The organism is Streptomyces sp. H27-C3 (assembly GCF_030063415.1).
GTDB lineage: Bacteria > Actinomycetota > Actinomycetes > Streptomycetales > Streptomycetaceae > Streptomyces.
Genome location: NZ_JASITA010000010.1, coordinates 13,106 through 36,882 on the forward strand (window position 1 = coordinate 13,106; position 23,777 = coordinate 36,882).

The following is a 23,777-nucleotide window of genomic DNA, read 5'->3' on the forward strand; positions in this document are numbered from 1 at the left end:
ACCCGAACTCTTTCGGATCAGTATCTTCTCGAAAGCGTTCCCCGCTTTGCCGTCGCGGAGCGGGGGACGGCATCCGGTCGGTTTCACGATGCGGGTGCTGGCCGTGGGGGGTCAGCTGTCGAACAGCGCCAGCTGGTCGGCTGCCTCAACTACGTCCGCCTCCTCTTCGAGACCCGGTGCCTGGCCCTGTGCGGGGTCGGAGTCTTTGACCGGGTCAGAGATCTCGGAGACTTCCGAAGAGGTCTCAGGAGACGCGCGATGCGGCAGCACGTAGTCCTGGCCGAGACCCGCCAAGTGCAGTGGGAGCGGCAGGGACAGAGCCTCCGGGTAGTCCGGGGGCTGGCGGAGCAGGTGGACTGCGGAGGCGAAGGACTCGGGGGCGTCGCCGGCTTCGGGGTGGCAGCCGAGGACTGCGATCTCCAGGAAATCAGGAGTCCATCCGACCATTCCGGTGTCGATGGTGGGCTCGCCCTTGCGCTTGCCCATCCGGATCGGGCGTGGCGCGAGCTTGTCCGCTTCGACGGCGGAAGACTTGAATTGCACCGGCTTGGAGTTGGCCGAGTGAAAGACCCGCCCATCGGGGCCGTGACCAGCGGGCAGCCACAAGCCGGCTGCGATGCCGTTCGCCCCGTCGGCTGGATGGACGCCCCACCACTGTGGGGTCTCCCTGCCGCGCCCCGTGCGGACGCGGACGAGACGAAGATCGGGGTCGAGGCGCCGGGAATCCGCCTCACCGTCCCGCATGCGGTCGGGTTCGGTACGGCCGTCCTGGAGCCAGGTCCAGTGGGAGCGGGCGTTCTGGGCCTCGACCAGGAGCAGAGTGGGTTCGCGCCGGAGAGAGGTGCGGATTCGCTGCAGCCATTCCTCGGCGCGACGGCGCTGTTCGGCGCGGTCGACGTGCCAGCTTCGGCGCTTGGGGACGTCTTCCTCGCCGCGCGGCCCGGGCAGCAGAGGACGTACCTCGGCGAGCCGGGTCAGCCTGATCAGCATGGTCGGGTACGGGATCCAGGCCCCTGCGCCGTCGTCGGCATTCGGGTCCCACCCCTGGATCCGGGCCAGCCCCGTGCCCTCGGGGGTCACTAGGACCGCCACCGGTACATCGGTGGCCCACCGGTTCTTACTGGTGCGGTTCCTGCGGACCATCCAGACGGCCGCATGGCGCAGGCCGCCTGGGAGGCCACTGTCGATGCCGAGTTCGGGGTATACCCGTGCGCCGAGCTGGCGCAGCCCGTCGTCCCAGGCCATACGGGCGCGGTGGTGCTGGTTGTCGACCGTGTTGTAACCCTTGACCTTCTTGGGTACGGCGAGGAACTGGGTGACGTAGCCCGCGTCGGCGAAGCCGAGTCGCAGTGCGAACTTCGGATCATGGTCGGTGCTCGCGAAGTCGTCGGCCCGGTCGATTTCTACCAGCGCGAGCGCGGGAGGCGAACTCGCATTCGGCGCGCGTCCCTTGACGCCGTTGAGCCAGTCGGCGGTCTCTGCCTGACGGGAGTACAGAGCGGCTGACACGACGGCTTCCGGGCGCCGCGGTCCTTCGGGGAGCTCCAGGCCGTCGGTGAACGAGACCGTGCTGTCGTCGGCTCGACGGTGGACGGGCCGGAAGCAGTTCAGCCGGACGGCTAGTTCAGAGGTGACCCATTCCAGTACAACGGGGCTTTCGGCACGGGCGTCGAGGTGGGTGGCCTCGTCGTGTTCGGGCGCTGCCTCGGGCAGACCGAGCAGCTCCACGAGCGCCGAGATCGTGGTCTCCCGCAGCTCGGAGGTCTGCCACACCAGCTGAAGTTCGAGGACCGGCCTGTCGTCTTCGTCCGGGCCGTTGTAGGCAGAGACCGCGAGGGCGGCGGCGCGCCGCCGTTCGGCCGTCCGGCGCGCCTCATCGGCAGTCCTGTCCTCGGGCTTCACGTTCGTCGGAGGGGCATTGACCGGGCGATTACCAGACAGGACGGACCGGGAGTGGGGCTGTGCGGCGCCGAGCCCTTCGGGCACCGCCTGCTCCGCCCATTCCGTGAGCCGGGAGACCTGGTCCGGCATCAGACCGGCTCCCACCTCGTGACGGCCCATCGCCGTGCGGTAGACGATGCTGGCACGCATCCCGTCGGTGAGCCACTTTTCGGGAGAGGTGAGTAGATCGTCGACACCGGGGAGTTCGTCACCGAGGACGACTCCACCGAGGAGCCTGGCGGGGCCTCCGTGTGACCAGCGCTCCGAGAAGGTGCCCGTCTCGCGGTCGCGGTACCGCTCCAGCTGAGCGACGGCGAAGCGTTCGCTCAGCGGCACGCCGGGGAGGACAGGAACCCTGGGGCGCAGCAGTACGGTCGTGCGGCTGCCATAGGGAAGGTGCAGGCGCCCGCTCTTTCCGCTCACGCGCGTCGCCCAGCGGCGGATGCTCCAGTGCAGGTGGTAGCGGGGGAGGGGGTCGAAGGGGACGGTGTGCAGGGTGATGTTGAGGACGATCGCGAACCACCACGTGCCCTTGGAGCCGCCCGGCTCGTACGGAATCGGCTGAGAGACGAGTTCGGCGCCCTTGTCGCGGGGCCCGCGAGGCATGGCCCGGAACCGGAGCGCACCGCCTTCGAACGGGTAAGGTCCGAGATCGAGCACGCGGCGGGCCAGCCAGTCGGGGGTGAGCGTGAACTGGTGTCCGGCCGGGGCGGCGGTGCCCCCGTCGGTGTGGCCACACGCGACGATTTCACGTCCTACGGACTCCCACTGCGGGGTGTGCGCGGCGAGTTGGGCACGCACTTCACGGAGCAGGCCGCGGTGCTCGGGTTCGGGACGGATGTCGCGGAGCCAGTGGGCGATGAGAGTACCGAGGACCTCGGGGGGCAGCGGATCGGCAAGGTCGGCGTCCGCGTACAGCCAGCGTGCCGAGTCACCTTCGGTGCGGGAGCCGAAAGGCCGCGGCATGGCCAGGACATCGGGGGCGTAAGCCTGGATCGCCTGTTCCAGGGCTCGGGTGGGGGCCGTGCGCCAAGGCTCGGAATCCTTGTCGCGGCCGGCGTTGCAGAGTTCGAGGACGCTGTCGCGCCACTCCTCGGGGAAGGGCAGGGCCCGGTATCGGCCCGTGACGGAGATGTCCTGGCGGTCAGGGAGCCAGGCCGTGGTGCGCACGTGGCGGTAGTTCACGGGCATGTCAGGGTCTTCCTATGAGGTCGGGACGCACGACGTCGAGGAGTCTGCCGTCCGGTGTGGGAAGGAGCCGTGGGTGCTGTTCTCAGGTGGTGCGGCTGAGATGGTCGATCCGACCGAGGGCGCTGTAGAGCGGGGCGTACAGCAGACGGGCGACTGCGGCGTCGGCCGGGTCCGCCGCTCCGGATTCGGCTCCGGGCGACGAAGTGCCGACGAAGTACGGGGCGAGCACGGACCGCACGGCGTGGAGGAGGCCGGGGCCGGGCCGACGGCCGCCGACGGCCCTGACCGCGGGGGCCGAAGCCCACGCAGCGGCCGGGGCGAAGGCCGCGTCCACGAAGAGGACCCGGGCGGGTACGCCGCCGCGTACCAGGCGGCCGATGACCTGCCACATAGTGACCATTTGGTCCCAGGCGAAGGCGCGCTGTTCCCAGGGACGGAGGGCGGAGTAGGCGTAGCGGCGGGAGAGCAGCCGACGCCATTCCTTGCGGGCTTCCTGACGCAGCGCATGGCCTGCCTGGTCCAGGTTCTCCGCATTGCGGACCAGATCGGTGAAAGTGGCAGGGCCCACGCGGTCGTCGTTGCGTGATTGGTCGCGGATGAAGCGGGTGATCCAGTCGTTGAGGGCGTACACGGACAGGGACAGGTCGTCGGGCCGGGGATGCGGCCGGGCGAGGAAGACGGCGGTGCCGAAGGCTGCCCTGCCCTGGCCGTTGAGAATGTTGTGGCCGCGTTCCACGGCCATCAGCGGGGCCACCAGGATCTCGGCCGTGCGGTCCTCGGCAAAGGTGGCGAGGTCGCCCCGGCGGAGGCTTGCCAGCAGGGCCGGGCCATCCACGCCGGGCAGGTGACCCAGGTCGGCATCGTCCGGTACGAGGACGCGGACCCGGCCCTTCCACCGTTCCGAGCGCTGTCCGTCGATGGTCTCGGCCACGGCGTACGCTTCGCGATAACTGCCGACCAGGACTAGGACGCGCCGGCGGTGGTCGTCGGCGATGCGGGCGAGCTCTTGGTCGAGGACGCTGCCGGCACCTCCGGCGCCGGGCCGGGCGAGCCGGTCTGCCATGGCACGGGCCTGGGGGATCCGAGCTTCGAGCTCGGTGCCGGAGAGCCGCATGGGCTCCCCTGCGGCGTCGTAGAGGAAGTGGGTGGCGAACCGGGTCTGCCCGACACCTTCGAGGGACTTCTCCGACGGCATCAGGACGGCGCCGACAGGAGCGAGGATGTGGGCCCGGGTGGATTCCCCAGCCCAGCTGGTACCTGACATCAGGACGACGTTGGGGCCAGGGCGGCCGATCGCACGGTCCTCGCCGAGACCGGTGAGGGAGAGCAGCAGCTCGCGGCCGACCCCCGTGCAGCGGAAGAAGCGCAGTGTGCCGCTGGTGCGCCCCACCTCGTCGTAGGTGTCCTCCTGGGGCTGGTACTGATAGCCGAGAACGTTGCCCATGGGGGCTTCGGGGATGATTGGCGCGTAGTCGAGCGGTGCGCGGCGGGCCAGTTCCTTGCCCTGCCGGTCGAGGCGGAGAGCTGCTTCCACCATGGGCCACAGATAGGTCAGCCGGTCGAGGCGCTGATGGAGAACGGAGAGGAGGAGCACGAACTCCAGGCGGTCACGGGTGATGCGCTTCCACTCGTCCCGGTGTTCCGGAGTCAAACGGTCGAGGACTGGCGTTCCTGCGAGGAGCGCGTCGAGCAGGGACTGGACCCGGGTACGGGAGGCCGCCGGCGACAGTGTGTACAGCAGGTCCTTCGCGGCGGCGGACAGAGTCGTGGAGAGCGGGTCCGTGAAGTCCCCGTCGCCAAGCGGATCGTCCCGGAAGTCGTCGAGGACGGCGGTGAGCGCGGCACGACGAGGATCGGGCTCCGGCACCGCAGCTGTGGAGTCCTCCGCCCCTTCCGAGTCGTCCTCGTACCCTTCGTAGAGGCTCCGCTCGTCTTCGACTGCCCCTTCGAAGGGTTCGGGGTGTTCCGGATGGCGCGGTAGCTCGAACCATTCCGCGATCAACTTCTCCTGCAAGGCCCAGGGGCTGAAGTACTCCTGGTCCACCCACTCGCGAAGGGTGGTGTCCGAGATGAGCCGCTGGTAGATCCGATCGGCGGCAGTGGCGACCACGGAGAGCGCCGCGTTCCACTGCTCCACGTCCCGGTCGGCGAGCAGTAGCCTGCCACGCCTGCTCAACTCCTCGATCTTGTGCGTGTGCAGCTGGTCGAGCCAGGATTCGGTGCCCGGCTTCACCAGGGTCGCGGAAGGAGCGAAGAGTTCGTCGAAGCGCATCTGGACGGAGTCGGCCTCGTCGACGAATACCAGGTTGCTGCGCAGACAGGCGAGTTCCAGCTGGCGGAGCCGTTCGTCGTTGAGGTGCGCGGGCACAGGGCTCTGGACGAGGCTGGACGGGTTGGCAACCCAGATGAGTCCGTCGACCTGGTGGCGGGCGGCTCGGTGCCGGGGGCACCGTGACCACAGGGGGCAGCCGTGCGGAGTCGCCAGGGCGGTGCCGTTCGGGCCCCGGTCGGCAGGTTGGCGGGCTGGTGCCGACTGCACGCCCGAAGGGCGCCATGGCGCGGGCAGCGATGCGGCTTCCGTAGTCGTCCCGGCCTCTTGCGTCTCCTTCTCCGGGTGGAGTCGGGTGCACGGCGCATCGCTGTAGGCGAGTGGTTCGATCGCCTCGTTGCCCCGCAGGGCGTCGGCGATGCAGATGGTGCTGAGATTGTCGAAGGCGGGCGCGTGGTGGTCGAGGAGGTTGTCGTGACCGCGGGAGGCGAGTCTGCGGTGGAGGCGCTGTACATGGGTCTCGCGGGTGGAGACGCCTAGCACGGGGACGGCCGGCAGCCCGACGGTTTCGAACAGCTCGCAGAGCCTCAGCTGTTCGGCCGCATCACCCACTACGAGAGTGGTCCGCATACCGCGTCGGGCCGCGGTGGCAGCGGCCAGGACCATGAAGGTGCTCTTTCCCGCCCCGACCATGCCGACCAAGTGCAGTGTGCCGTCCAAGACGATGCGGTCGTGCTCGGTGAAATCTCGGCCGTCGGCGTCACGCGGGGCGATGCGCACCTCGGTGAGTCGTTGCTCCCAGCGGCCCGGCCGCTCGACGCCCTCGTCCTCCTCTACCTCGTCCATCCACCGTGCGGTATCAAGGAGTTGTTCGCGGGTGATCTCGATCGGGCCCGATCGGACAGGAGGCCCGGCGCTGAGCTCGTGCCCCTCGAGGCCGTCCTCGATCAGGTCGGCCGGAAAGCGCACCGACGCCGCCCGGTTGCCCTCCTGGAACTCGCTGCGTCCTGCCGGCGCGAGCGGCAGCGGGCGGCGCACGAAGTCAGGTACCCGCGAGAGCGCCTCGCCGTAGACCGCGTGGCGGCCGGCCGCCACGGTGGGGACGATGCGGCGGGGCGGGGTCCGCGCACCGGGTTCCGGCAGGTGGTACGCCCGCAGCCGGTCAGGCACGCGCTCGTACCGGGAAAGGGCCTGACGCCATGCGTGGCTGCGGCGCAGTGTCCACAGCAGATGCCGGCCGGCGATGAGGGCCGTCCGATGCTCCTCACTGGTGACCAGGCCCGCGGCCTCGGCGTACGGGTATCCGCCAAGGAGGACGTATGCGCTCTCGGCGGGCTGGTCCGGGGCGATGAGTTCGAGAAGGTGCAGGGCCAGTTCAACCTGGCAGAGATGGGAGGGTTTGAGGCCTTCGAGACCGGGGTCCCCCGACCAGACTCTCTTCAGTTCCCGGACGACGGATCGGTTCCACTCGATCTGGTCACGCATGGCGGGCTCCGTCGGGGGTGGTTCGGTTCGTGCGGGTTGTGGTGAGTCCTGCGGCCCGGGGGCGGGGGCGCGGGGTCCCGATCTCGCGGAGCCGCGCTGTGGCTCGTGAGACCAGGGCACGGTCGGTGAGCAGAGGCAATCCGCGGGCGCGGGCCGCCCGGGCACGGGCGAAGGCGGCCAGATAGCCGGGCCGGGCGGCAACCCGGTACTGGGGAACAACCCAGAACCCGTCGTCGTACGGCGGGTCGGCGGGGACCGGGCGGGCGGAGCGGCCGAGGAATACGGGATGGGCCCAGTCCTTGACGTCGATGGCCCAGCGGTGCCCGTCGGGGAACGTGACCAGCAGGTCGTAAGCGTCGTACCCGGGCCACATCCGCACATCGAGACCCAGGTCGAGTAGCTGTCGCTCCAGATCGGCCTCGGCCCGTCCCGGTCCGGTGACGAACTGCCTCAGAGGGCGCTCGAGTTGGACCGGTCGTCCGGTCGTCGCCCGTTCCAGTCGTCGTCCCAGCGGCGCCGGCCCGGTCCGGCGGCAGCGGTCACGTTCGCACCACCATGAGCCGTCGCGTACGGGAACCAGCAGGGTGAGGCAGCGCCCGCAGGTGGTGTAGTGGTCGTTGCGGAGGTAGCTGTCGGGCACGTCCTGGTAGATTCGCATGATCAGTTCGTGGACGGGTTCGAGGACCAGATCTCCACCGAGAGCGGACAGTTCGGCGACGGTGAGCACCGGGCGCCGCACGAGGAGCCTCCTGAATTCTGTGTACGCCTCCTCCTCGCCGTGCTCCCGGCACAGCCTCAGTGCGGTGTGCACGATCATGCGGTCGCGGAACCGGGCGGCGGTGTCGGGACAGCGCTCGGCCCACTCGTGGCACAGGTCACCGGGCCTCCCCGACACCGGGTCGAGAAGCATGTCCTGCGGACCTGCCGCGTCGGCGGGCAGGTCGAGGGGCCACTCGGCGAGGGGCAGGGTGCGGCAGCGGTCGATCAGCTCGGCGAGCGACGCGGGTGGTTCCTCACCGCGCACGAGGCAGGCGAGAGCCGTGCGGTCCAGCGCACGCTGGGCCTCGGCGGGATAGGGCAGGGTGAAGGACTCCAGGCCGGCGGTGTCCTCCAAGATGAGCAGCGCCTGGGCGAGCGTCTTCAGCAAGGGCACGCCCTCGTGGGCGGCCCACTCCTCGGCGGGCAGTGGCAGGAAGTCGTCGCTCATGGGGGCGTTCGGGCGGGTCATGCCGCACCGTCCACGGTGTTGGTGCGTTCGCGGCCCGTGGCGCACCAGCCGTGAACGTCGCATGTGCGGCAGTCGGTCCCGGACGAGGGCGCGGCCTGGTAGCCGCGGTCGGCGGCCCAGTCGGCAACGAGCTCGCGGAGCAGCGCACGGGCACGGCCGGCGGTACGCGAGTCGTGGGGGTCGAGCTCTTCGAGGCGGGCACCGTCGGGGCGCAGCACCTCCAGTTCGATGCGGGAGCGGAGGGCGTCGCCGCCGAGGACGCCTCCTTCGACAAGGAGGACGGCGAGAGTCAGCTGTGGGTACTGCCGCATCAGTCCTCCGGCGTGGGTGTAGCTGCTCGTGGTCGTCTTGGTCTCGCGGACCACCACGCCACCCCGGTCGGTGTGGATCAGGTCGCAGTCCGCGACGAGCACCACGTCGGCCTGTGGGTCGTAGGCGACGATCCGCCGTTGCGGTTCGACCGTCTCGTGATCGGCCAGTCCGTCGAAGGGGCAGTGGGCCCGGTGCTGGTGGAGCATGGCGAGGGCTTCGTACTGCTCGTCGGCTGTGAGACCGGGTAGGTGCTCGGGGAGGGGCGCCGCACGGCAGGATCCACGGGCGGGATCTGCATGCCGCCCGTTCAGCCAGGCGTCAACCGCCCGTCCCCGGCGGATGGCAGCACTCTCAGTGCGTCCGTCGCGGAGCTTGAGTACGCGGGTGGCGTGGTACTGCTCGGCGCAGTTCCCGTGCGCCCGAAGGTCGCTGACGGACAGACTGCGGCGTTTCCGTGGAGTGGCGGCCACGCCGAGGAGTCCCGGAACCCGGGGGACGGCCACGCAGTCGGGCAGTCCCACACAGCGGACGCAGTCGGCGCTCGGGCGGGCCTCGGTGGCGTCGGCGAGGTCGGCCATCGAGCCAGCGACCTCGGCTCTCAGATAGCGATGTTCGGTCTCCTCAGCCGTCCAGTCGGCGAGTGTTTCCGTACCTCCGTCGGCTAGCCCTACTCCGATCACACGGATCCGCTCCGGCCGGACGTGAGGTCCGGAGAGGGGAGTGGAAGGGGCGCCGAACGCCGTTAGGGAGGGGGCGCCGGTCAGCAGGACGTGGGCGACCGCGGCGATCTCCACCGCCGGCCTGTCCCGCTTCGCGGTGCCCAGGGAAGGGATCCAGATCTCGCGTACGCGCCCGTCCTGCGAGGCGTACCCTCGCCCCCACACGGTGCGTTCGTACTGCGTCACCCCACGGGCATCCGGTTGCGCCAGCTTCTTGCTCCCGGCGACCCAGGCAGGGGCGACCGGCAGGAGGGGGGACTGGTCTGCCGCGCCTTGCGCAGCTTCCCGGTCGGTCCTGGCGGTCAGGTAGTAGTGGGCGGCCTCGCGGGCCCAGGCGACATGGACCGGGGTGCACTTGCGGAAGTTCGCCGGATCCGCCGCAGCCTCGACGAGGCTCCGGCCGCCGTGTTCGACAGCGTCGAGGAGAGCGAAGAACGGCTTGAAGGAGAAGTCTTCGACCGGCTTGGCAGGGAGACGTCCCGGGGCCTTGACCAGGGCCCTGGCTCGCAGTGCGCGGCCCAGTGGGCAGCCGGCAGGGTCGGGCCGCACCAGCGAGGCACCGATCCGCAGCAGGGTGCTGTCCCCGATGGAGTGTGGCGGCTTGCGGAACGCGGTCATGGGCCGCTCCTCGTGGCTGGTCGTCGGATGGTCCCTCGGTCGACTCTGGAAGGAACCATGACGCGCTGTTGTGAACAAAGTCAAGCGATTCCATGAAGGTGCGTCAGTTTCCGCTACTCTGTGCCTCGGTCTGGATCACCCAGGAGCGGGGAGGCGTTCACGTGGAGCGCGGCAAGATCATTGATGAACGTTTCCGGATCGACGGAACCCCCTCCGTGGGCGGGATGGGTGCGGTATGTCGTGCCATCGACCTGACCGACAACTCCGTTGTCGCCGTCAAGTTCCTCATTCCCGACGCCGCAAGGTCTGCCCTGGACGCCTGGAGCGTCGAGCCGACGCTCACAGAGGTGCGGCGCTTCGAGCGGGAGATCGGTTTGTACGAGCGTCTGGGTGGTGCAGGCGTCCCGTTCCTGGTGCACCACGGTCGTTTCCGGGTCCGCCCCTATCTGGTGATGCAGTACATCGAGGGAACTGACCTGCGGAAATACCTGAATACGAACTGCAGGCACGTCGGAGTGGCGGTTTCCGTCGCTTTCCAGATCCTGGAGACCCTGGCCCGAGTGCACGAAGCGGGCACGGTGCACCGTGACGTCAAGCCCCACAACATCCTCCTGGAGGACGCCACCGGTCGCGCCTACCTGGGCGACTTCGGCATCGCCCTGCTCACCGATCACGACGCGACCCGGTACACCGAGGGGCAGACCCCGGGCACCATGGGGTACAAGGCCCCGGAGGTCCTCGACGGGGAGGAGAACCCCACGGGTGCGGCGGATGTCTATGCCGTAGCCTGCCTGTTCTTCGAACTGGCGGCAGGCCGGCCGGTCTTCGTCCACCCGGCCAGTGACATCCAGATGGCGCAGGCCCATTTGCATGAACCACCGCCCCGTCTCGACCGGGTTCTGCCTGGATTCCCCTCCCAGCTGGCCGACTTGGTCGACTGGATGCTCGCCAAGGACCCTGCTCGGCGTCCTTCCGCGCGCAGCGCCGCCGAGGCGTTGCGGCCGTACCTGCCCCAACCCGACGACCCCGAGCCGGTCCCGGCGGTCTACCCCGACCTCACTCTCCCCTTCCGTCGCCCGGCACCCTCGGCTCGTCACGAGCCGAGGCGCGGCGCGCGTCCGGGGGGCCGCTCCCGGATTCGGCGCCCCGGGGGTGCTGTCGACCGGGACGGCCTCCAGCATGCCCTCGCCACGGCGTACGACGAGATCCACGGCGCTGGCTCAGTGCCGGGTCCGGTGGCAGACCGGCTGACAGACTTGCTTTCTCCGGCGCAGAGGCGCTGGGGAGTGTTCGATCCCGATGTGCTCACGGCGCGCGTCCTTGTCGCTGACCGGGAGCGGATTCACCAGGAAGGAGTCGGCGCGGACAAGCGGTACCGGGACGTCGTCCGTGACCTGAGGGGCGTGGCTCAGCCCGGGGAGTCGGCTTTCGCGACGCTCCTCGCGGCCCGCCTGGGGTTGGTGGAGTGTCGAGCATCGGAGATGGATCTGCCCGGCCAACGGGACGAGGCTCTCGCCGAGTGGGCGCAATGCGCGGCGCAGGTCTGCCACGCTCCTGTAGACGGACTCCTCGGGCAGCGGCATCTGCTGTCGCTCATTCGGGAGCTCGCCGCGTTCATGGCCGAGTGCCCGGAGACGGACTGCTCGCACTCCGACTGTCGTCCCCTGGAACTGATCGAAGTCGTCCTGAACGGCTTGCCGGACGCCGGTCAGGGCTGAGCGGCCACGCTCAGCGGTACTCCAGACGCCCCGTCGCCAAGAGCGCGGACAACCCGTCGCTCAGCTCTCGTCCGACGCCCCCCAATTCCGCGAGTGCCTTTTCCATCTCGACCAGCTTCCTGTGCACTTCGCCGTACGCCTGCTGCTCTTGCAGCGGCAGCCGCAGCGCGTGGAGTCGGCGGACGTCAACCCGCGAGGCGTTCGAAGCGTGGGCGCCGGCTCGCCTGGCATTCGACCTCTCCCGCAAGCAGGCGGCGAGGAACCACGGGTCGAGGCGGTCCGGATCGACCCGGAGGCGGTACACGTGGTGGCCGAGAGCTCGCGGAGCGGCCGTCTCGACCCATGCGTCGAAGCCGTGTGCCGTGGCGACGACGACCACGTCACCGAATGATGTCAGCGGGAACAGCCCGTCCTGGTCCGCTTGTTCGGCGGCAGTCCGGTCGAGCCACTGCTGTTCTTCCGGGCCGATCGCGAGGAGGCCCGTGACCAGTCCGACCCCGTCGTCCGGGACGTCGCCCCGCCGTACCGTTTCCTCCGGCAAGGCGCTGCCGGAGAGGATGCTGAGGGCCTTCGCCTGTTCTAGTTCGGCGACGCTCACGGTGCCGTGACTGACGGCGTCCTGCACCGCAGAGAATTCGCGCAGGGACCTCCCCGCGTCCTGGGTGGCGAGCAGCCCCTTCTCGTACCGGGTCCACAGGCGTCGCAGGTCCACCGGCCTCGTCGGTCCAGCAGCCGCGGCGTGCCGGGCCGGGGTGAGGTCGGTTTCCTCGCCGAGCAGGTCGGTCACTGGAACGGACACGCTGCCAGGCCGTTCACCGCCCCGAAGTGCGGTGAGAACCCGGTCTCCTATCGCATCCCAGTCGATGGCCGGTAGGCGGGAAGCCGAAACTGTGGATGGTGTGTGGCGGCAGTCCGACGTGTCCACCAGGACCACCGAGTCTTGGGGGCGCGGCGCGGGTGCGGCGAGGACCCACAGGTGCAGTCCAATTCCGTAGGGCGGCGCGGACCCGGCAGGCAGAGCGACCACCGCGCGGATCACACCAGCCCGGAGCAGACCTGCACGGATGCGCCGCCCGGCCCGGCGGGCGGCCACCCCCGGAGGCAGGAGGACGACAGCCACACCGCCATAGCCGGTGACGCTGGCGCCCTTGCCCTCATCCAGCATGGAGACGACGTGCTGGACCCAGGCCAGTTCCGATTCCGTGCGGGGTGGTTGTCCGTACGTCCAGCGCTGGTCCGTGGCGAGTTCCGTGTGGCCCCAGTCGCGTTCGTTGGCAGGCGGATTGCAGAGTACGACGTCGACCGGTTCGGACGGCGGGCCGATCGTGTCCCGCAGCGTGTCCGTGGTGGTGACCGATACCAACGCCTGCTGTCCGACCTCCAGGATCAGCCTGGCGTCTGCGACCGAGGATAGAACCGGGTCGGCATCGTTCCCCAGAAGCCCAAGAGGGCGGAGCTCGCTCCCGCCCGCTTCTGGTTCGGACCATTGGTGGGCCGCGGCGAGCAGCAGTGTGCCGGTGCCGCAGGCGGGATCGGCCACCGTCCGCACCGGGTCCGCGCCGCGCACCTCAGCCGCGATGGCAGCCATCAGGGTGGCGAGCGGGGCCGGCGTGGTGGCGATCTGGCGGACGTGCGTGCCCAGCCACCGGTCGAGCAGGAACCGGAAGGTCTCGGCTCCACCCTCGACACTGGCCATGCGCACGGCCTCGTCCACGAGCGCCTGCTCCGCCGGATCTAGCGGTACGCCTTGGTCCGCACGGTCAGCAGCCGCATCCTCATCGGCCACCGACGCGTCGGCGAGTTGTTTGCCGAGACCGGCGACGACTCGGCCCATCCTGTCTCGGTCCCCCAGGTCCGCGACCCGCGGCCACAACCGTTCCAGCGGACCCGCCGTTGGAGCGATCTTGTCATTCCGCTTCAGCCATTCCTCGACCGCCTCCAGGGCGAACTGCGGGCTCGCATCCGTGCCGCCGACCGGTTCGGGGAAGTCCGGGTGTCTGCGCCTCCAGTTGCTCACCGCCGCGCGGCCGACCCCCGCGAGACGGGCGATCGCCGCCAGGGTTACCGACACTTGATCCGTACGTTGGGCCATCTCGCTCCTCCCGGAACGCCAGGTGTCGGCAGCCGTCCCGCATGAGCGAAGAGGCCCGGCACGCATTCTGTAGTTTGACTTTGTTTTCAGTGTATCGATCCAGGGTGCTGAGCACATCCACCGGATCCGGTGGTCCGACTTGCCCGCCCGTTGTGCGACACGTGTCTTTCTCGCGCGAGTGCACGCAATGAAGGGCAGGCGCCGCTCAGCGGCCAGGTCGGCGTCTTGAAACCAGCGCAGACTGTGATCTTGGACGGTGCCATGCCTGCCGCCATCCGGTCGAGCGCCCGCAGGGCGCGGTGCCGGCCTCTGCCGGTTCGGTGAGGTGCCCCTCGTCCACCGGCTTCACCCCGTGCAGCAACGAGCGGTGACCGGTCGGCCTGTCGTCCTCGCCGTCGGTCAGGTCGACGATCGGGAGCACCGTGCGCAGCGAGCAGGCGATGGCGGCCGTGTAGATGAAGTACGGCCCAGCGGCTTTGGGCCGTGCTGATCCACATGCCAGTGGCTGTGGAGCTGTAGAGGGCCGACTCCTGTTCGGTTTCCGCGCCCCGGCGGGCGCCAGGAGAACCGTCAACACCGTTAGCTGTCGGGCCAAGGTGGCTGAAAATAGACTGAGTTGATGTGGTCCCAAGCATCTGGCATGCCTGACATACTCCTTGGATCATGATCGGCAGTGCGTGGGGGTGCGGCAGTGACGCAGGAGCAGTCCGACTGGCTCACGGAGGCCATATCGACCTTCGGTGCGTCGTGCAAAGACATGGTGAACGGCCCGGGCGATCCGGAGGCGTCGATCCGCCCGCCGTTGCAGAAGCTCCTGGAGACCGTTGGCAGTCACGATGCCATGGACGGAGTTCTGTGGCACTCCGAAACGCCTCTGCGTGACGTGGGGGTGCGCCCCGACTATGCGGTCGAGGTGCATGGCGACATCGTCGGCTACATCGAGGTCAAGCGTCCCGGTCACCCTGTTGATCCAGCGAAGTTCACCGGGCGCAATAAGACGCAGTGGGAGCGACTGCGCGACCTGCCGAACGTGCTCTACACAAACGGCACGGAATGGCGGCTCTTCCGCACCGGAGAGCTGATCGGCACCCCGGTCATCTTCGAGGGTGATTTGGCGACTGCGGGCCGGGCGTTGGCCGCCCGCGAGCCTGCCGCATTTAGCAGTCTCCTGCGAACCTTCCTACACTGGGTTCCCGAGCCGATCCGTCAAGCCTCCGCACTGGTCCGACGCACTGCCCCGCTGTGCCGCCTTCTGCGGGCGGCGGTCCTGGAACAACTGGACTTCGAGGGGCAGTATGCGGCGGAAGGCGCGCGTCCCGAGGAGTTGCGTTTCACTGGGCTGAAGAACGACTGGCGCAGACTGCTCTTTCCGACGGCGGACGATGCGACGTTCGCTGATGGATACGCCCAGACGGTGACTTTCGCGCTGCTGCTCGCGCGCACGGAGGGCATCTCCCTGAAGGGGGTGGGGCTGCATGAGGTCGGCCGGCGCCTGGATGCCGGACATGCCCTGATGGGTAAAGCTCTCCAGCTCCTGACCGACAACATCACGGTGAGCTTCGAGGTCAGCCTCGACCTGCTCATCCAAGTCATCGACGCGGTCGACTGGGCCGCGATTCGCAAGGGCCGCAGGGACGCGTACCTGCACCTGTACGAGTCGTTCCTGGAGGTGTATGACGAGAAGCTGCGGCAGAAGAGCGGCTCGTACTACACCCCGCGCGAAGTGGTCGAGGAGATGGTGCGCCTCACTGAGGACGTCCTGCGTACCCGCCTGGGGCGTGCGGACGGCTACGCGGACGAGAGCGTGCGAATCGTCGATCCGGCGATGGGGACGGGCACGTACCTTCACGCGGTCATCGAGCATGTAGCCGCTTGGGCAGCGGAGAACATCGGACCGGGGGCGACACCGGACGCGATTGGCAGTCTGGCGAAGCGTCTGATTGGTTTCGAGCTGCAGATGGGCCCCTTCGCTGTCGCGGAATTACGGGCTTCGGACCTGCTAAAGCGGCATCAAGCAGTTGCACCGCCGGACGGCCTGAAGCTGTTCGTCACCGACACATTGGACGACCCCTACCTGGCTGAGGAATCTCTCGCCTCGACATACGGGGTGATATCGGAGTCCCGTAAGCGGGCGAACGAGGTGAAAGCCAAGACGCCCGTCACCGTTGCGATCGGCAATCCGCCCTACGACGACAAGGCCAAGGGGCGCGGCGGCTGGATCGAGAAGGGAACTTCCGCTCAGGGCGTTGCCCCCATCGAGGCCTTCAAGTGGTCCGGCAACGGTCGCTATGAGCACGTGCTCAAGAACCTGTATGTCTACTTCTGGCGCTGGGCGACATGGAAGGTATTCGACGCCCATCCGCAGGACCAGCAGGGGGTCGTATGCTTCATCACCCCCTCCGGCTTCACCACCGGACCGGGCGGGCGCGGCATGCGGAACTACCTGCGGCGCACCTGTGACGAGGGCTGGATCATCGACCTGTCTCCGGAAGGGCACCGCCCAGACGTGGCCAGTCGGATCTTCCCCGGCGTCGCCCAGCCGCTGGCCATCTGCATCTTCGTCCGCAACAAGGACACCGACCCTGCGCGGCCAGCCCGTATCCACTACCGCGCTGTGCACGGCAAACGGGCAGTCAAATACCGCCAGCTCAAAGAGATCCGACTGGACGATGACGGTTGGCAGGATACGCACACGGATGCCATCCGCCCCTTCCGCCCGACGACCGAGACGGGGTGGGAGGACTACCCCGCTCTCGACGATCTTTTCCGTTGGGGAAACCCGGGCATCAAGGCCAACCGCTCGTGGGTGAACGGCCCGAGCAAGCAGGTACTTGAGAAGCGATGGGCACGGCTGATCCATGAGGACGACCTGGTCAAGAAGGCGGAACTACTCAAGGAGACAGAAGACCGTTCGCTGCACGCCAGCAGGGCTCCGTTGTACGGACAGCCTGAGCACCTCCGGCCACTCGCGGCCGAAACAGACCTGACGCCTGACGTGGTACCCATCGCTATGCGCAGCTTCGACCGCCAGTGGCTGATCTCTGACAGCCGTGTCGTCGACCGCCCCCGACCTGAGTTGTGGGAAGCCATGCAGCCGGGTCAGCTCTTCCTGAACCAGCAGTCCTCGCATGAGATCGAGACCGGGCCAGCGATCGTCGCTACCGCTTTGCTCCCCGACACCCACCACTTCAACGGCCGCGGTGGCAAGATCATGCCGATCCTCCATCCAGACGGCACCCCCAACGTGCACCCTCGCCTCCTCACGTACCTCGCTGGCGAACTCGGCCTGGACCACATCACGGTGCACGATCTGGCTGCGTACGCGGCGACTGTCGCCGGCCACGCCGGATTCACCAAGCGGTTCACCGAAGAACTCCTCACCCCGGGCGTGCGGCTTCCGCTCACCCGTGATCCCGCCATGTGGCATGAGGCGGTACAACTGGGCAGCCAGCTCTTGTGGGCCTCGACCTACGGGGAACGGTACGTAGATCCGGAAGACGGTCGGCCAGCCGGCGACGTCCTCTTCCCGCAGGGTGATCCACGCCGGCTCCGATACGACCAGCACATCGGGACGGAAGTTCCCGCAGAGATCCGCTACGCCGAAATGAACGGGACCCTGCACCTGGGTGCTGGATACGTCAGTCCGGTCCCCGCAGAGGTGTGGAACTACGACGTCGGCGGCATGCAAATCGTCAAAAAGTGGTTCGGCTACCGCAAGGCAAGCCCCAACAGTCGTAAGACCAGTCCCCTGGACGATCTGCATGTCGAGTCCTGGCCGGCCGACTGGTCCCGCGAGCTCATGGAACTGCTCTCCGTACTGCGTCGGCTCGTCGACCTCGCTCCGGCACAGCAGGACCTGTTGGATCGGATCCTCGCTGCTCCCACGGTCACGGCAGCCGACCTGGAGAAGGCTGGCATCCTTCCGGTACCCGCCAAGGCACGCAAACCCCACCGGCGAGTCGAGTTTCCCCCGCACGTGGGCGAGGAGCCGTAGGGGCGCCTCAGCCTCCTACGCCCGGCGCTCCAGGTACGCGGTCGCCTCCGTCATGCTCCACACCCCTTCTGCGAGTTGACGGAGCGCATGCATTTCCGTGCTGAGTGACGGGGTACGGCGCTGCAGCTCGTCCGCGAAGACGCTGACCTCGACCAGACGTTTCCCAAGAGTGGCGCACTCGGCTTCGAGGCAGGCCGCCCTGCCGCGTGGATTGATGGAGATACGTTCACCCGTGACTTCCAGCAGGCCCATCCAGCTGAGAGTCTGCACGTCGCCAGCGATGTTCGTCTCGTCGAGATCCCGGACTGCCACCGCTATCGCATCGGCAGATGGAATCTCGGCGGTCATGAGGTGGTGTAGAAGTTGAAGCTGCGAAGGGGAGAGATCTGAGTGCACGGTTCCATGTCTAGCAGCAGTGGGGACAGTCCTGCACATCAGGACTGATTCCGACCAAATGGCACCTGGACCGGATCGGGGCCTCCGGCCTGCTCAGGGCTCTGCGGAGGGCTCCTGCGGGCGCGCTACGCGAGCAATTGTTTGAAGGTGTCGACGATCGGACATTGGGGCGAACTGGGGCGCGGAAGCGCAACTGGGGCCAGAATTGACTCGGCGACGACGAAGAGGGTGCTGGAGAGTGGCGTAGGCCGCCCGGCTGCGTGGCCCCGACCTGCGGCGGAGCGTTTGGCCGCCGGGATTCTGGAAGGCTTTGGACGCGGGCGAATTAGACTCGAAATGAGACCACGCACTTTCGCGTTCTGCTTGGCTATCAGCCAGGCAAGGGTGTCACGCTCGTCTGCTGTTCTCGTCCCTCATCCCCGTTGACGATCTACGATCGGTGCTCGGGGGGATGGGAAACCAAGGGGGCGGGGCATGGGTGCTGAGCGCGCCGAGTCGAGTGCGGCCGAAGTGGCGTGTGCGGTACAGGCGGCCGAGGAGCTCTTCGAACGGGAGGGACTCGCGGGCGGGGCAGAGGTGGCGGAACCAGTCGGTCCAGAGGCGACCTGTGCGGCTGTTGAACGGCTCGGGCAACTGTTCGCGGGCCTTCCCGGAATGATGCGGTTTGGGTTGCGCCAGCAGCGGGACAACGCTGGGGATCTTTCAACTGACCCTCTGCAAGGACTGTCCGAGATCGTGCAGAACGCCGATGATCTCCGAGCCTCCCAGGTCAGGATTCTGCTGCGGGAGACGGAACTGCTGGTGGCGCACGACGGCAGTCCAGTGAGGCTGCCCGACGTAATGGCGCTGGCCATGCCGTGGCTAACGAGCAAGGCCGACGACCCGGACGCCACGGGCAGGTTCGGCATCGGTCTCATGACCCTCCGGCGGCTTTCACCTGTGCTGGAAGTGTTCTGTGATTTCTACCGAGTCCGGATCGGCGACCCCGACGTGTCCCTCGCCGACCCCTTCCCGGTTCCTGCCCCGTTTGCTGATGACGGCTGGACGGTCCTGCGTATCCCGCTCGCCGCACCCACTGAAGTCCAGGGCGGCGACGTGGACGACTGGCTGAACACGTGGGGCGATGAGGCGCTGCTGTTCCTCGACCACGTCCGCACAGTCCTGCATCAGCGGGAGGACGGGAGCGTACGCAGCCAGCTCGCTCTGAAGTGGACCGAACGCGGCACCTATGAAGCGACCGTCGACGGTCGGGACACCATGGTTGGCGTTCGTACAGCTCAGGCAACGGACGGTACGTCGTGGCAGGTCAGCCGCGCCACCGTGCCGAGTCCGCCGGATGTCCCGCGCATCCGCAAGGCCGCAGGTGAAACGACAGGGCTGGCCGTCGCACTACCTCTGCAGCAGGCCGTGGACCGCGGGGTTCCCGGGCAGGTGCATGTCGGACTGCCCGTCATCGAGCTTGGCCTCCCGCTCAGGGTGAGTGCCCAGTTCGATCCGAACCCGAGCCGCCAACAGCTCAACGACACCTCGTGGAACGGGGCGCTGCGTCCGTTGCTGGCCGATCTTTGGGCAGCAGCGATGATCCGCCAGCTCCGGCTGGACCCGGCCGTGGCCTGGCAGTGCCTGCCGCTGCCTGAGGACGTACAGGCGCCGAAGGGCCCGGTGCGCAAGTTGGAGAAGCAGCTGCTGACATTGGCCCGCGAAAAGGTGTCCCACGAACTCCGCCTTCAGACGGTGAGCCACGGCGATCTCGGCCTTGCAGACCTTGCGGTCTGCGACGAGGCACTCGCCAGCGTGCTCTCGGAGTCCGAAATTGCGCAGGTAGCCCGGCGAACGGCAGTCCTGCCCCAGTCGGCGCGAGACGGAGCCGGCCGGTGGCAGGACCTACTCAGGGACTGGGCCGGCCATGGCGGCGCGGCGCCCGCGGCCGTCAGCGTCCCGATGGCTCTGCACACCCTCCTGGGGGACGAGTCCCGTAGCCCGGAGGCGACGGTCGCGCTTGCCGCAGTGGCGATTGCCAACACCGAGACCTTTGCACTCCGACGGAATGACTGGCTGGTTGATGCTTCTGGGGCACGGCACGGGGTACCGGCAACCGGAGCCGCCGAGGTTTTCACCGACAAGGCCCAAGGGCTCTCGAAGGTACTCGGGCTCAGCCGTGCCCTGCACTCCGCGTTCCTCGCTGAGAACTCGGAAGCAGGCAGGGTACGTACGTGGCTGAGCCAGCAAAAGGTATTCGTGACCGGTGCGGATCCGGTGCCCGCCATCCGGCTGCTCGCTGCTCGTGGTGCCAACGGCTCGGCCGCGCCCCTGTTTCTGGAGGATGACCAGCTGGTGGCGTTGCGCAACGGTTTCCTGCACGTTCCCGAGAAGGAGCGGGAACGGCTGGGGCGGGACGCGGGCCGCGCCATCCTGCTGCAGGGCCGCCGCTTTGGGCCGAAGGGCCATCGGGAGGATACAAAGGTCCGTCCCGCCGAGGCGTACCTCCCGGCCCGGCTGGACAGCGTGGACCGCGAGGACAGCTTCGAGACCGCCGCGGGTGCGGCCGTTGGCCTGGCGTGGCTATTGCCCCGCTACGCCAAGGTTCTGCCCGGGGCGGGGACCGGTCTGGGCGCCCGGGCCTTCCTCCACCTGCTCGGTGCCGAGAAGGGCCCTCGGCTCCGGCCGCACCCCGGCACTGAGCACCGGTTCAACGCTTCGATTCCAAATGAGGGGCTGCCGGCCCGGATCACGGGCGGCCCCTCCGAGCGTTTGAAGGACCTGCAGAGCCGGTCGGCCACGTACACCTTGGCGGACTGCGACAGCCCTGATCTGATGGCCGTCATCCGTAACATTGCCGCAGAGCCGGACGAGCACGTACGACGGCGGCGGGCCGCCGCGCTTCTGCGGGTGCTGGGGCGGGGCTGGGGCGTCCTGTCCGAGCACCGGAAAGTGCGCGCGGTGTACGACTACCAGCAGTGGATCGCCCGTGGGGAGACGGACGGCTTCTGGCTGTGGAAGTTGAAGACCACTGCATGGCTGGACAACCAGGTGGGTGTCCCGACTGCTCCCAGCCAGTTGCGCGAGCGTACGACCAGTACGGTCGCCGTCTACGGCACGGACAGCACCGGATTCCTGCACCCTGAGCTCCAACAAGCGGTGGGCAGGCGAGGAGAGGTCCTGGTCGCTCTGGGGGTCACTGGCGAGCCGGGCATCGACGACCTCCTCGAGTCGCTGCGCAGGCTGCGAGGCAAGGAAGGCGATGGCCCCGACCATCCGGCGGCGCAGCTCTTGTACCGGGCGCTCGCTGAGCGCCTGGCCGCCCACAGGGGGAAGGACGCCCCGCAAGTGACTGCCACGGTCGTGCGTGCCTTCGCGCAGGACCGAGGACTGGTCCTTACCTCCTTGGGCTGGCGTCGGCCGGCTGAGTGTCTCCGTGGTCTGCCGGTCTTCGGCCGCTGGGCTGGCTTTGCGCCTTCCTTTAGGGGGAGTGACGGCTTCTGGGAGACTCTGGGAGTACCGGAGGCCGGTGTCCAGGACGCGGTACGGGTCGTCAGGGAAGTGGCCCGGGAGGCGAAGCAGGAGCGAGGTCCGCAGGCATCGGTCGATCCCGAATCCGAGACCGTCATGCTCCAGACCTTGCAGATGCTTGCGCAGATGGCGAGTGGCCGGCCCGATTCGGTGACCGCCTCTCTCCTGGGGAAACTGCCGCTGCGCACGAGTAAGGGCTGGACCACGAAACGCCCGGTGTACGCGGCCGACGCGATGCTGGCCGAAGCACTGGGCTCCCAGATACCGGTATGGCTGCCGGGTGCGGAGCTCGAACAGTTCCGTGCTCTCCTGGGACCGCTCCGCGTGGTCGAGCTGGGAGCGAAGAGCGTTACCTTCAGCCCCAGCGGAGACGCACCCATCGACGAGGACGCGACCGCCCTGGCGCGGTCGGCGCTGGCCTTGCTGCGGGAAGACCTGCAGCGCAACGCCCTATCAGCGGCGAGATCGCTTGACTGTTCCTGGGAAGACCTCGTCGACGTCAGTGTGCGGTTCACCTCGTCTCTGGAGTGCCTCGTCACCCTCCCCGGTGGCGAATCCGCCCGGGGTCAGGTCCGTACCGCCCTCGACCTGCAGTCCCGCACGCTGTGGACGGTGGACCCGAGCCTTCTGGGCCGGCCCTCAGAGGTGGGCCGGGCCATCGCGACACGCTTCACCCAGGACAGACGCGAGGTCGCCAACTCCTGGGCAGCTGCCTACGACGAGGCGGAACGGGGACGCGCGGCGGTACTGCTCAGGCTCGCCGAAGAACAGGTTGAACGGGATCAGGCAGCGACGGACGCCGAGCTCGATCTACGACTCGCATCGATGGAGCAGGACCTGAAGCAGGCTCAGACCAAGGCCGCGGCAAGGCCACCCGCCCGGCCGTCACCGTCCCCTCCCTCTGCCCACCAGGTCCCCCACGTACCCGTCCCGGCACCACGCGAGTTCGTCGATCCGGCGGCCGTCCGCCTGGTCAGCACCCGGCGGACCACCCAGGTGACACCGTCCAGCGATGTCGGGGTCGCCGGGTCTGGTGGACAGGCCCCGGCCAGGTCCGGCCTCGCCCAGCCTGCTCCGGTGCCGGTCGTGCCGGGCCCGCGTCCGATGCCACCCGCGCACGACGTCGACCGGCAGGAGAGGGTCGCCCTGGACCTGCTGCGCAAGGTCCTTGGTGCAGAGGAGGAACCGGATTGGCTGCGTGACCTGCGGGCCCAGCACGGCGTGGGCGCTGACGCCGTGGACGGTCTGGGCCGGTTCTACGAGCTCAAGACAACGTACGGACCCGAACAGGACACAGTGACTCTGACGGCAGCGGAGTGCGAACGGGCCGCTTCTGGAGACGCCTTCTTTCTGGTGGTGGCCTCCGGACTCGCTGCGGGCTCCGAGCCCACCCTGCGCCTGATCCCGGATCCCCTGAGTCAGCTCCGCATCCGCCCCACCGGGAATGTCCTGCTCAGCGGGATCAAGAAGACCGGAAGCCTCGTCCTTACATTCGGACCTGGAGAGCAGCCGTCCTAGCCACCCTCGCCGAGGCCCCCGTGCCAAGAGGTGGCACCGAGGACTTTGAGGTGGTCTGCGAAGCTATCGGTGAGGCTGGCCAGCACGGCGTTGCCCTTGCCCGCAGTGGCGAAGGACGGAAAGCCGATCACGCCGGATTCGGTATACGCGCTCATCCCCTGGACCAGGAGGAAGGGGCGGGGGCCGCCATCATGGTCGGCATCGGTGTCTCGCACGAGCTCTGGGGCGGCGTGGAGGAGGATGGAGGTCTCGATCTCGCCGGCATGCATGTCGGCGTGGCGGTCGGAGACCAGGCCGGCGTGGTCGCGGGCGCGGTCCCAGTCGGCGCTGAGCGGGAAGAGGGAGACGGCGGGGCCGTCGACGTTGGCTTCCTGGACGATGTTGGACAGGACGTAGTTGCCGCCGTGGTCGTTGACGATCACGAGCTTCCTTATGCCGGACCGGGCGAGGGATGCCCGGATGTCGTCGATAACGGCGTAGAGGGTCTTCGCGCTGATGCTGACGGTGCCGGGGAACGCGGCGTGCTCGTGGCTGCAGGACATCGTGATCGGCGGGAGCATGTGCACGGGATACGCGTCGGCGATCGCCTGGCCGATAGTGCAGGCGATCGCCGTGTCGGTGATCAGTGGGAGGTAGCGGCCATGCTGCTCGAAGGAGCCGACGGGGAGCACTGCGACGCGCGGCTGAAGCTCCGCGATGTCCCCTCTGGTGGTAGTCGGCAGCAGGTTCACGGCACTCCCTGGGTCGGCTTCGCTCGGCCATCATCATCCGCCATCGCTGGTCAGG

General features: G+C 68.4%; 10 protein-coding genes. 3 read left to right on the top strand and 7 right to left on the bottom strand.

Annotated features, from left to right (window positions below; genetic code table 11):
- Positions 1 to 111: 111 nt before the first annotated feature.
- The 4 genes from QMK30_RS11910 to QMK30_RS11925 all read right to left on the bottom strand — a co-directional run bounded on the left by QMK30_RS11910 (position 112) and on the right by QMK30_RS11925 (position 9,763).
- Positions 112 to 3,132 carry a pPIWI_RE module domain-containing protein gene (locus QMK30_RS11910; protein ID WP_283517498.1) on the bottom strand — a complete coding sequence of 1,007 codons (3,021 nt, stop codon included), beginning with the start codon at positions 3,130 to 3,132 and terminating at the stop codon, positions 112 to 114.
- 82 nt (positions 3,133 to 3,214) lie between these two features.
- Positions 3,215 to 6,886, bottom strand: a complete 3,672-nt coding sequence (locus tag QMK30_RS11915; RefSeq protein WP_283517500.1) for a pPIWI_RE_Z domain-containing protein — start codon at positions 6,884 to 6,886, stop codon at positions 3,215 to 3,217.
- Positions 6,879 to 8,114, bottom strand: coding sequence for a pPIWI_RE_Y domain-containing protein (locus tag QMK30_RS11920; protein ID WP_283517502.1), 1,236 nt, complete (start codon positions 8,112 to 8,114; stop codon positions 6,879 to 6,881). Before QMK30_RS11920 ends, QMK30_RS11915 begins: the two co-directional genes overlap by 8 nt.
- Positions 8,111 to 9,763, bottom strand: coding sequence for a PD-(D/E)XK nuclease family protein (locus QMK30_RS11925; protein ID WP_283517504.1), 1,653 nt, complete (start codon positions 9,761 to 9,763; stop codon positions 8,111 to 8,113). Before QMK30_RS11925 ends, QMK30_RS11920 begins: the two co-directional genes overlap by 4 nt.
- A 161-nt stretch (positions 9,764 to 9,924) precedes the next feature.
- Between QMK30_RS11925 and QMK30_RS11930 the strand changes: the two genes are divergently transcribed.
- Positions 9,925 to 11,481 (top strand): serine/threonine protein kinase, encoded by a 1,557-nt coding sequence (locus QMK30_RS11930; protein ID WP_283517506.1) that lies wholly within the window; start codon positions 9,925 to 9,927, stop codon positions 11,479 to 11,481.
- A 10-nt stretch (positions 11,482 to 11,491) separates the two neighbouring features.
- Here the strand turns inward: QMK30_RS11930 and QMK30_RS11935 are convergent, their stop codons facing one another.
- Positions 11,492 to 13,573 (bottom strand): N-6 DNA methylase, encoded by a 2,082-nt coding sequence (locus QMK30_RS11935; protein WP_283517508.1) that lies wholly within the window; start codon positions 13,571 to 13,573, stop codon positions 11,492 to 11,494.
- 691 nt (positions 13,574 to 14,264) lie between these two features.
- Between QMK30_RS11935 and QMK30_RS11940 the strand changes: the two genes are divergently transcribed.
- Positions 14,265 to 17,567 carry a type ISP restriction/modification enzyme gene (locus QMK30_RS11940; protein ID WP_283517510.1) on the top strand — a complete coding sequence of 1,101 codons (3,303 nt, stop codon included), beginning with the start codon at positions 14,265 to 14,267 and terminating at the stop codon, positions 17,565 to 17,567.
- Between the two features lie 15 nt (positions 17,568 to 17,582).
- Here the strand turns inward: QMK30_RS11940 and QMK30_RS11945 are convergent, their stop codons facing one another.
- Positions 17,583 to 17,915: a hypothetical protein gene (locus QMK30_RS11945; protein WP_283517512.1), complete on the bottom strand. Its 333-nt coding sequence runs from the start codon at positions 17,913 to 17,915 to the stop codon at positions 17,583 to 17,585.
- Positions 17,916 to 18,437: 522 nt separating this feature from the next.
- Here QMK30_RS11945 and QMK30_RS11950 point away from each other — a divergent pair.
- Complete coding sequence (locus QMK30_RS11950; RefSeq protein WP_283517513.1) at positions 18,438 to 22,991, top strand: sacsin N-terminal ATP-binding-like domain-containing protein; 4,554 nt, start codon at positions 18,438 to 18,440, stop codon at positions 22,989 to 22,991.
- Here QMK30_RS11950 and QMK30_RS11955 read toward each other — a convergent pair.
- Positions 22,988 to 23,722 (bottom strand): creatininase family protein, encoded by a 735-nt coding sequence (locus QMK30_RS11955; protein WP_283517515.1) that lies wholly within the window; start codon positions 23,720 to 23,722, stop codon positions 22,988 to 22,990. The genes QMK30_RS11950 and QMK30_RS11955 overlap by 4 nt on opposite strands.
- Positions 23,723 to 23,777: the final 55 nt, after the last annotated feature.

Bases quoted from the DNA above. Each gene is read 5' to 3' on its own strand.
- QMK30_RS11910 (WP_283517498.1), bottom strand. From the start codon at position 3,132: ATGCCCGTGAACTACCGCCACGTGCGCACCACGGCCTGGCTCCCTGAC.
- QMK30_RS11915 (WP_283517500.1), bottom strand. From the start codon at position 6,886: ATGCGTGACCAGATCGAGTGGAACCGATCCGTCGTCCGGGAACTGAAG.
- QMK30_RS11920 (WP_283517502.1), bottom strand. From the start codon at position 8,114: ATGACCCGCCCGAACGCCCCCATGAGCGACGACTTCCTGCCACTGCCC.
- QMK30_RS11925 (WP_283517504.1), bottom strand. From the start codon at position 9,763: ATGACCGCGTTCCGCAAGCCGCCACACTCCATCGGGGACAGCACCCTG.
- QMK30_RS11935 (WP_283517508.1), bottom strand. From the start codon at position 13,573: ATGGCCCAACGTACGGATCAAGTGTCGGTAACCCTGGCGGCGATCGCC.
- QMK30_RS11945 (WP_283517512.1), bottom strand. From the start codon at position 17,915: ATGACCGCCGAGATTCCATCTGCCGATGCGATAGCGGTGGCAGTCCGG.
- QMK30_RS11950 (WP_283517513.1), top strand. From the start codon at position 18,438: ATGGGTGCTGAGCGCGCCGAGTCGAGTGCGGCCGAAGTGGCGTGTGCG.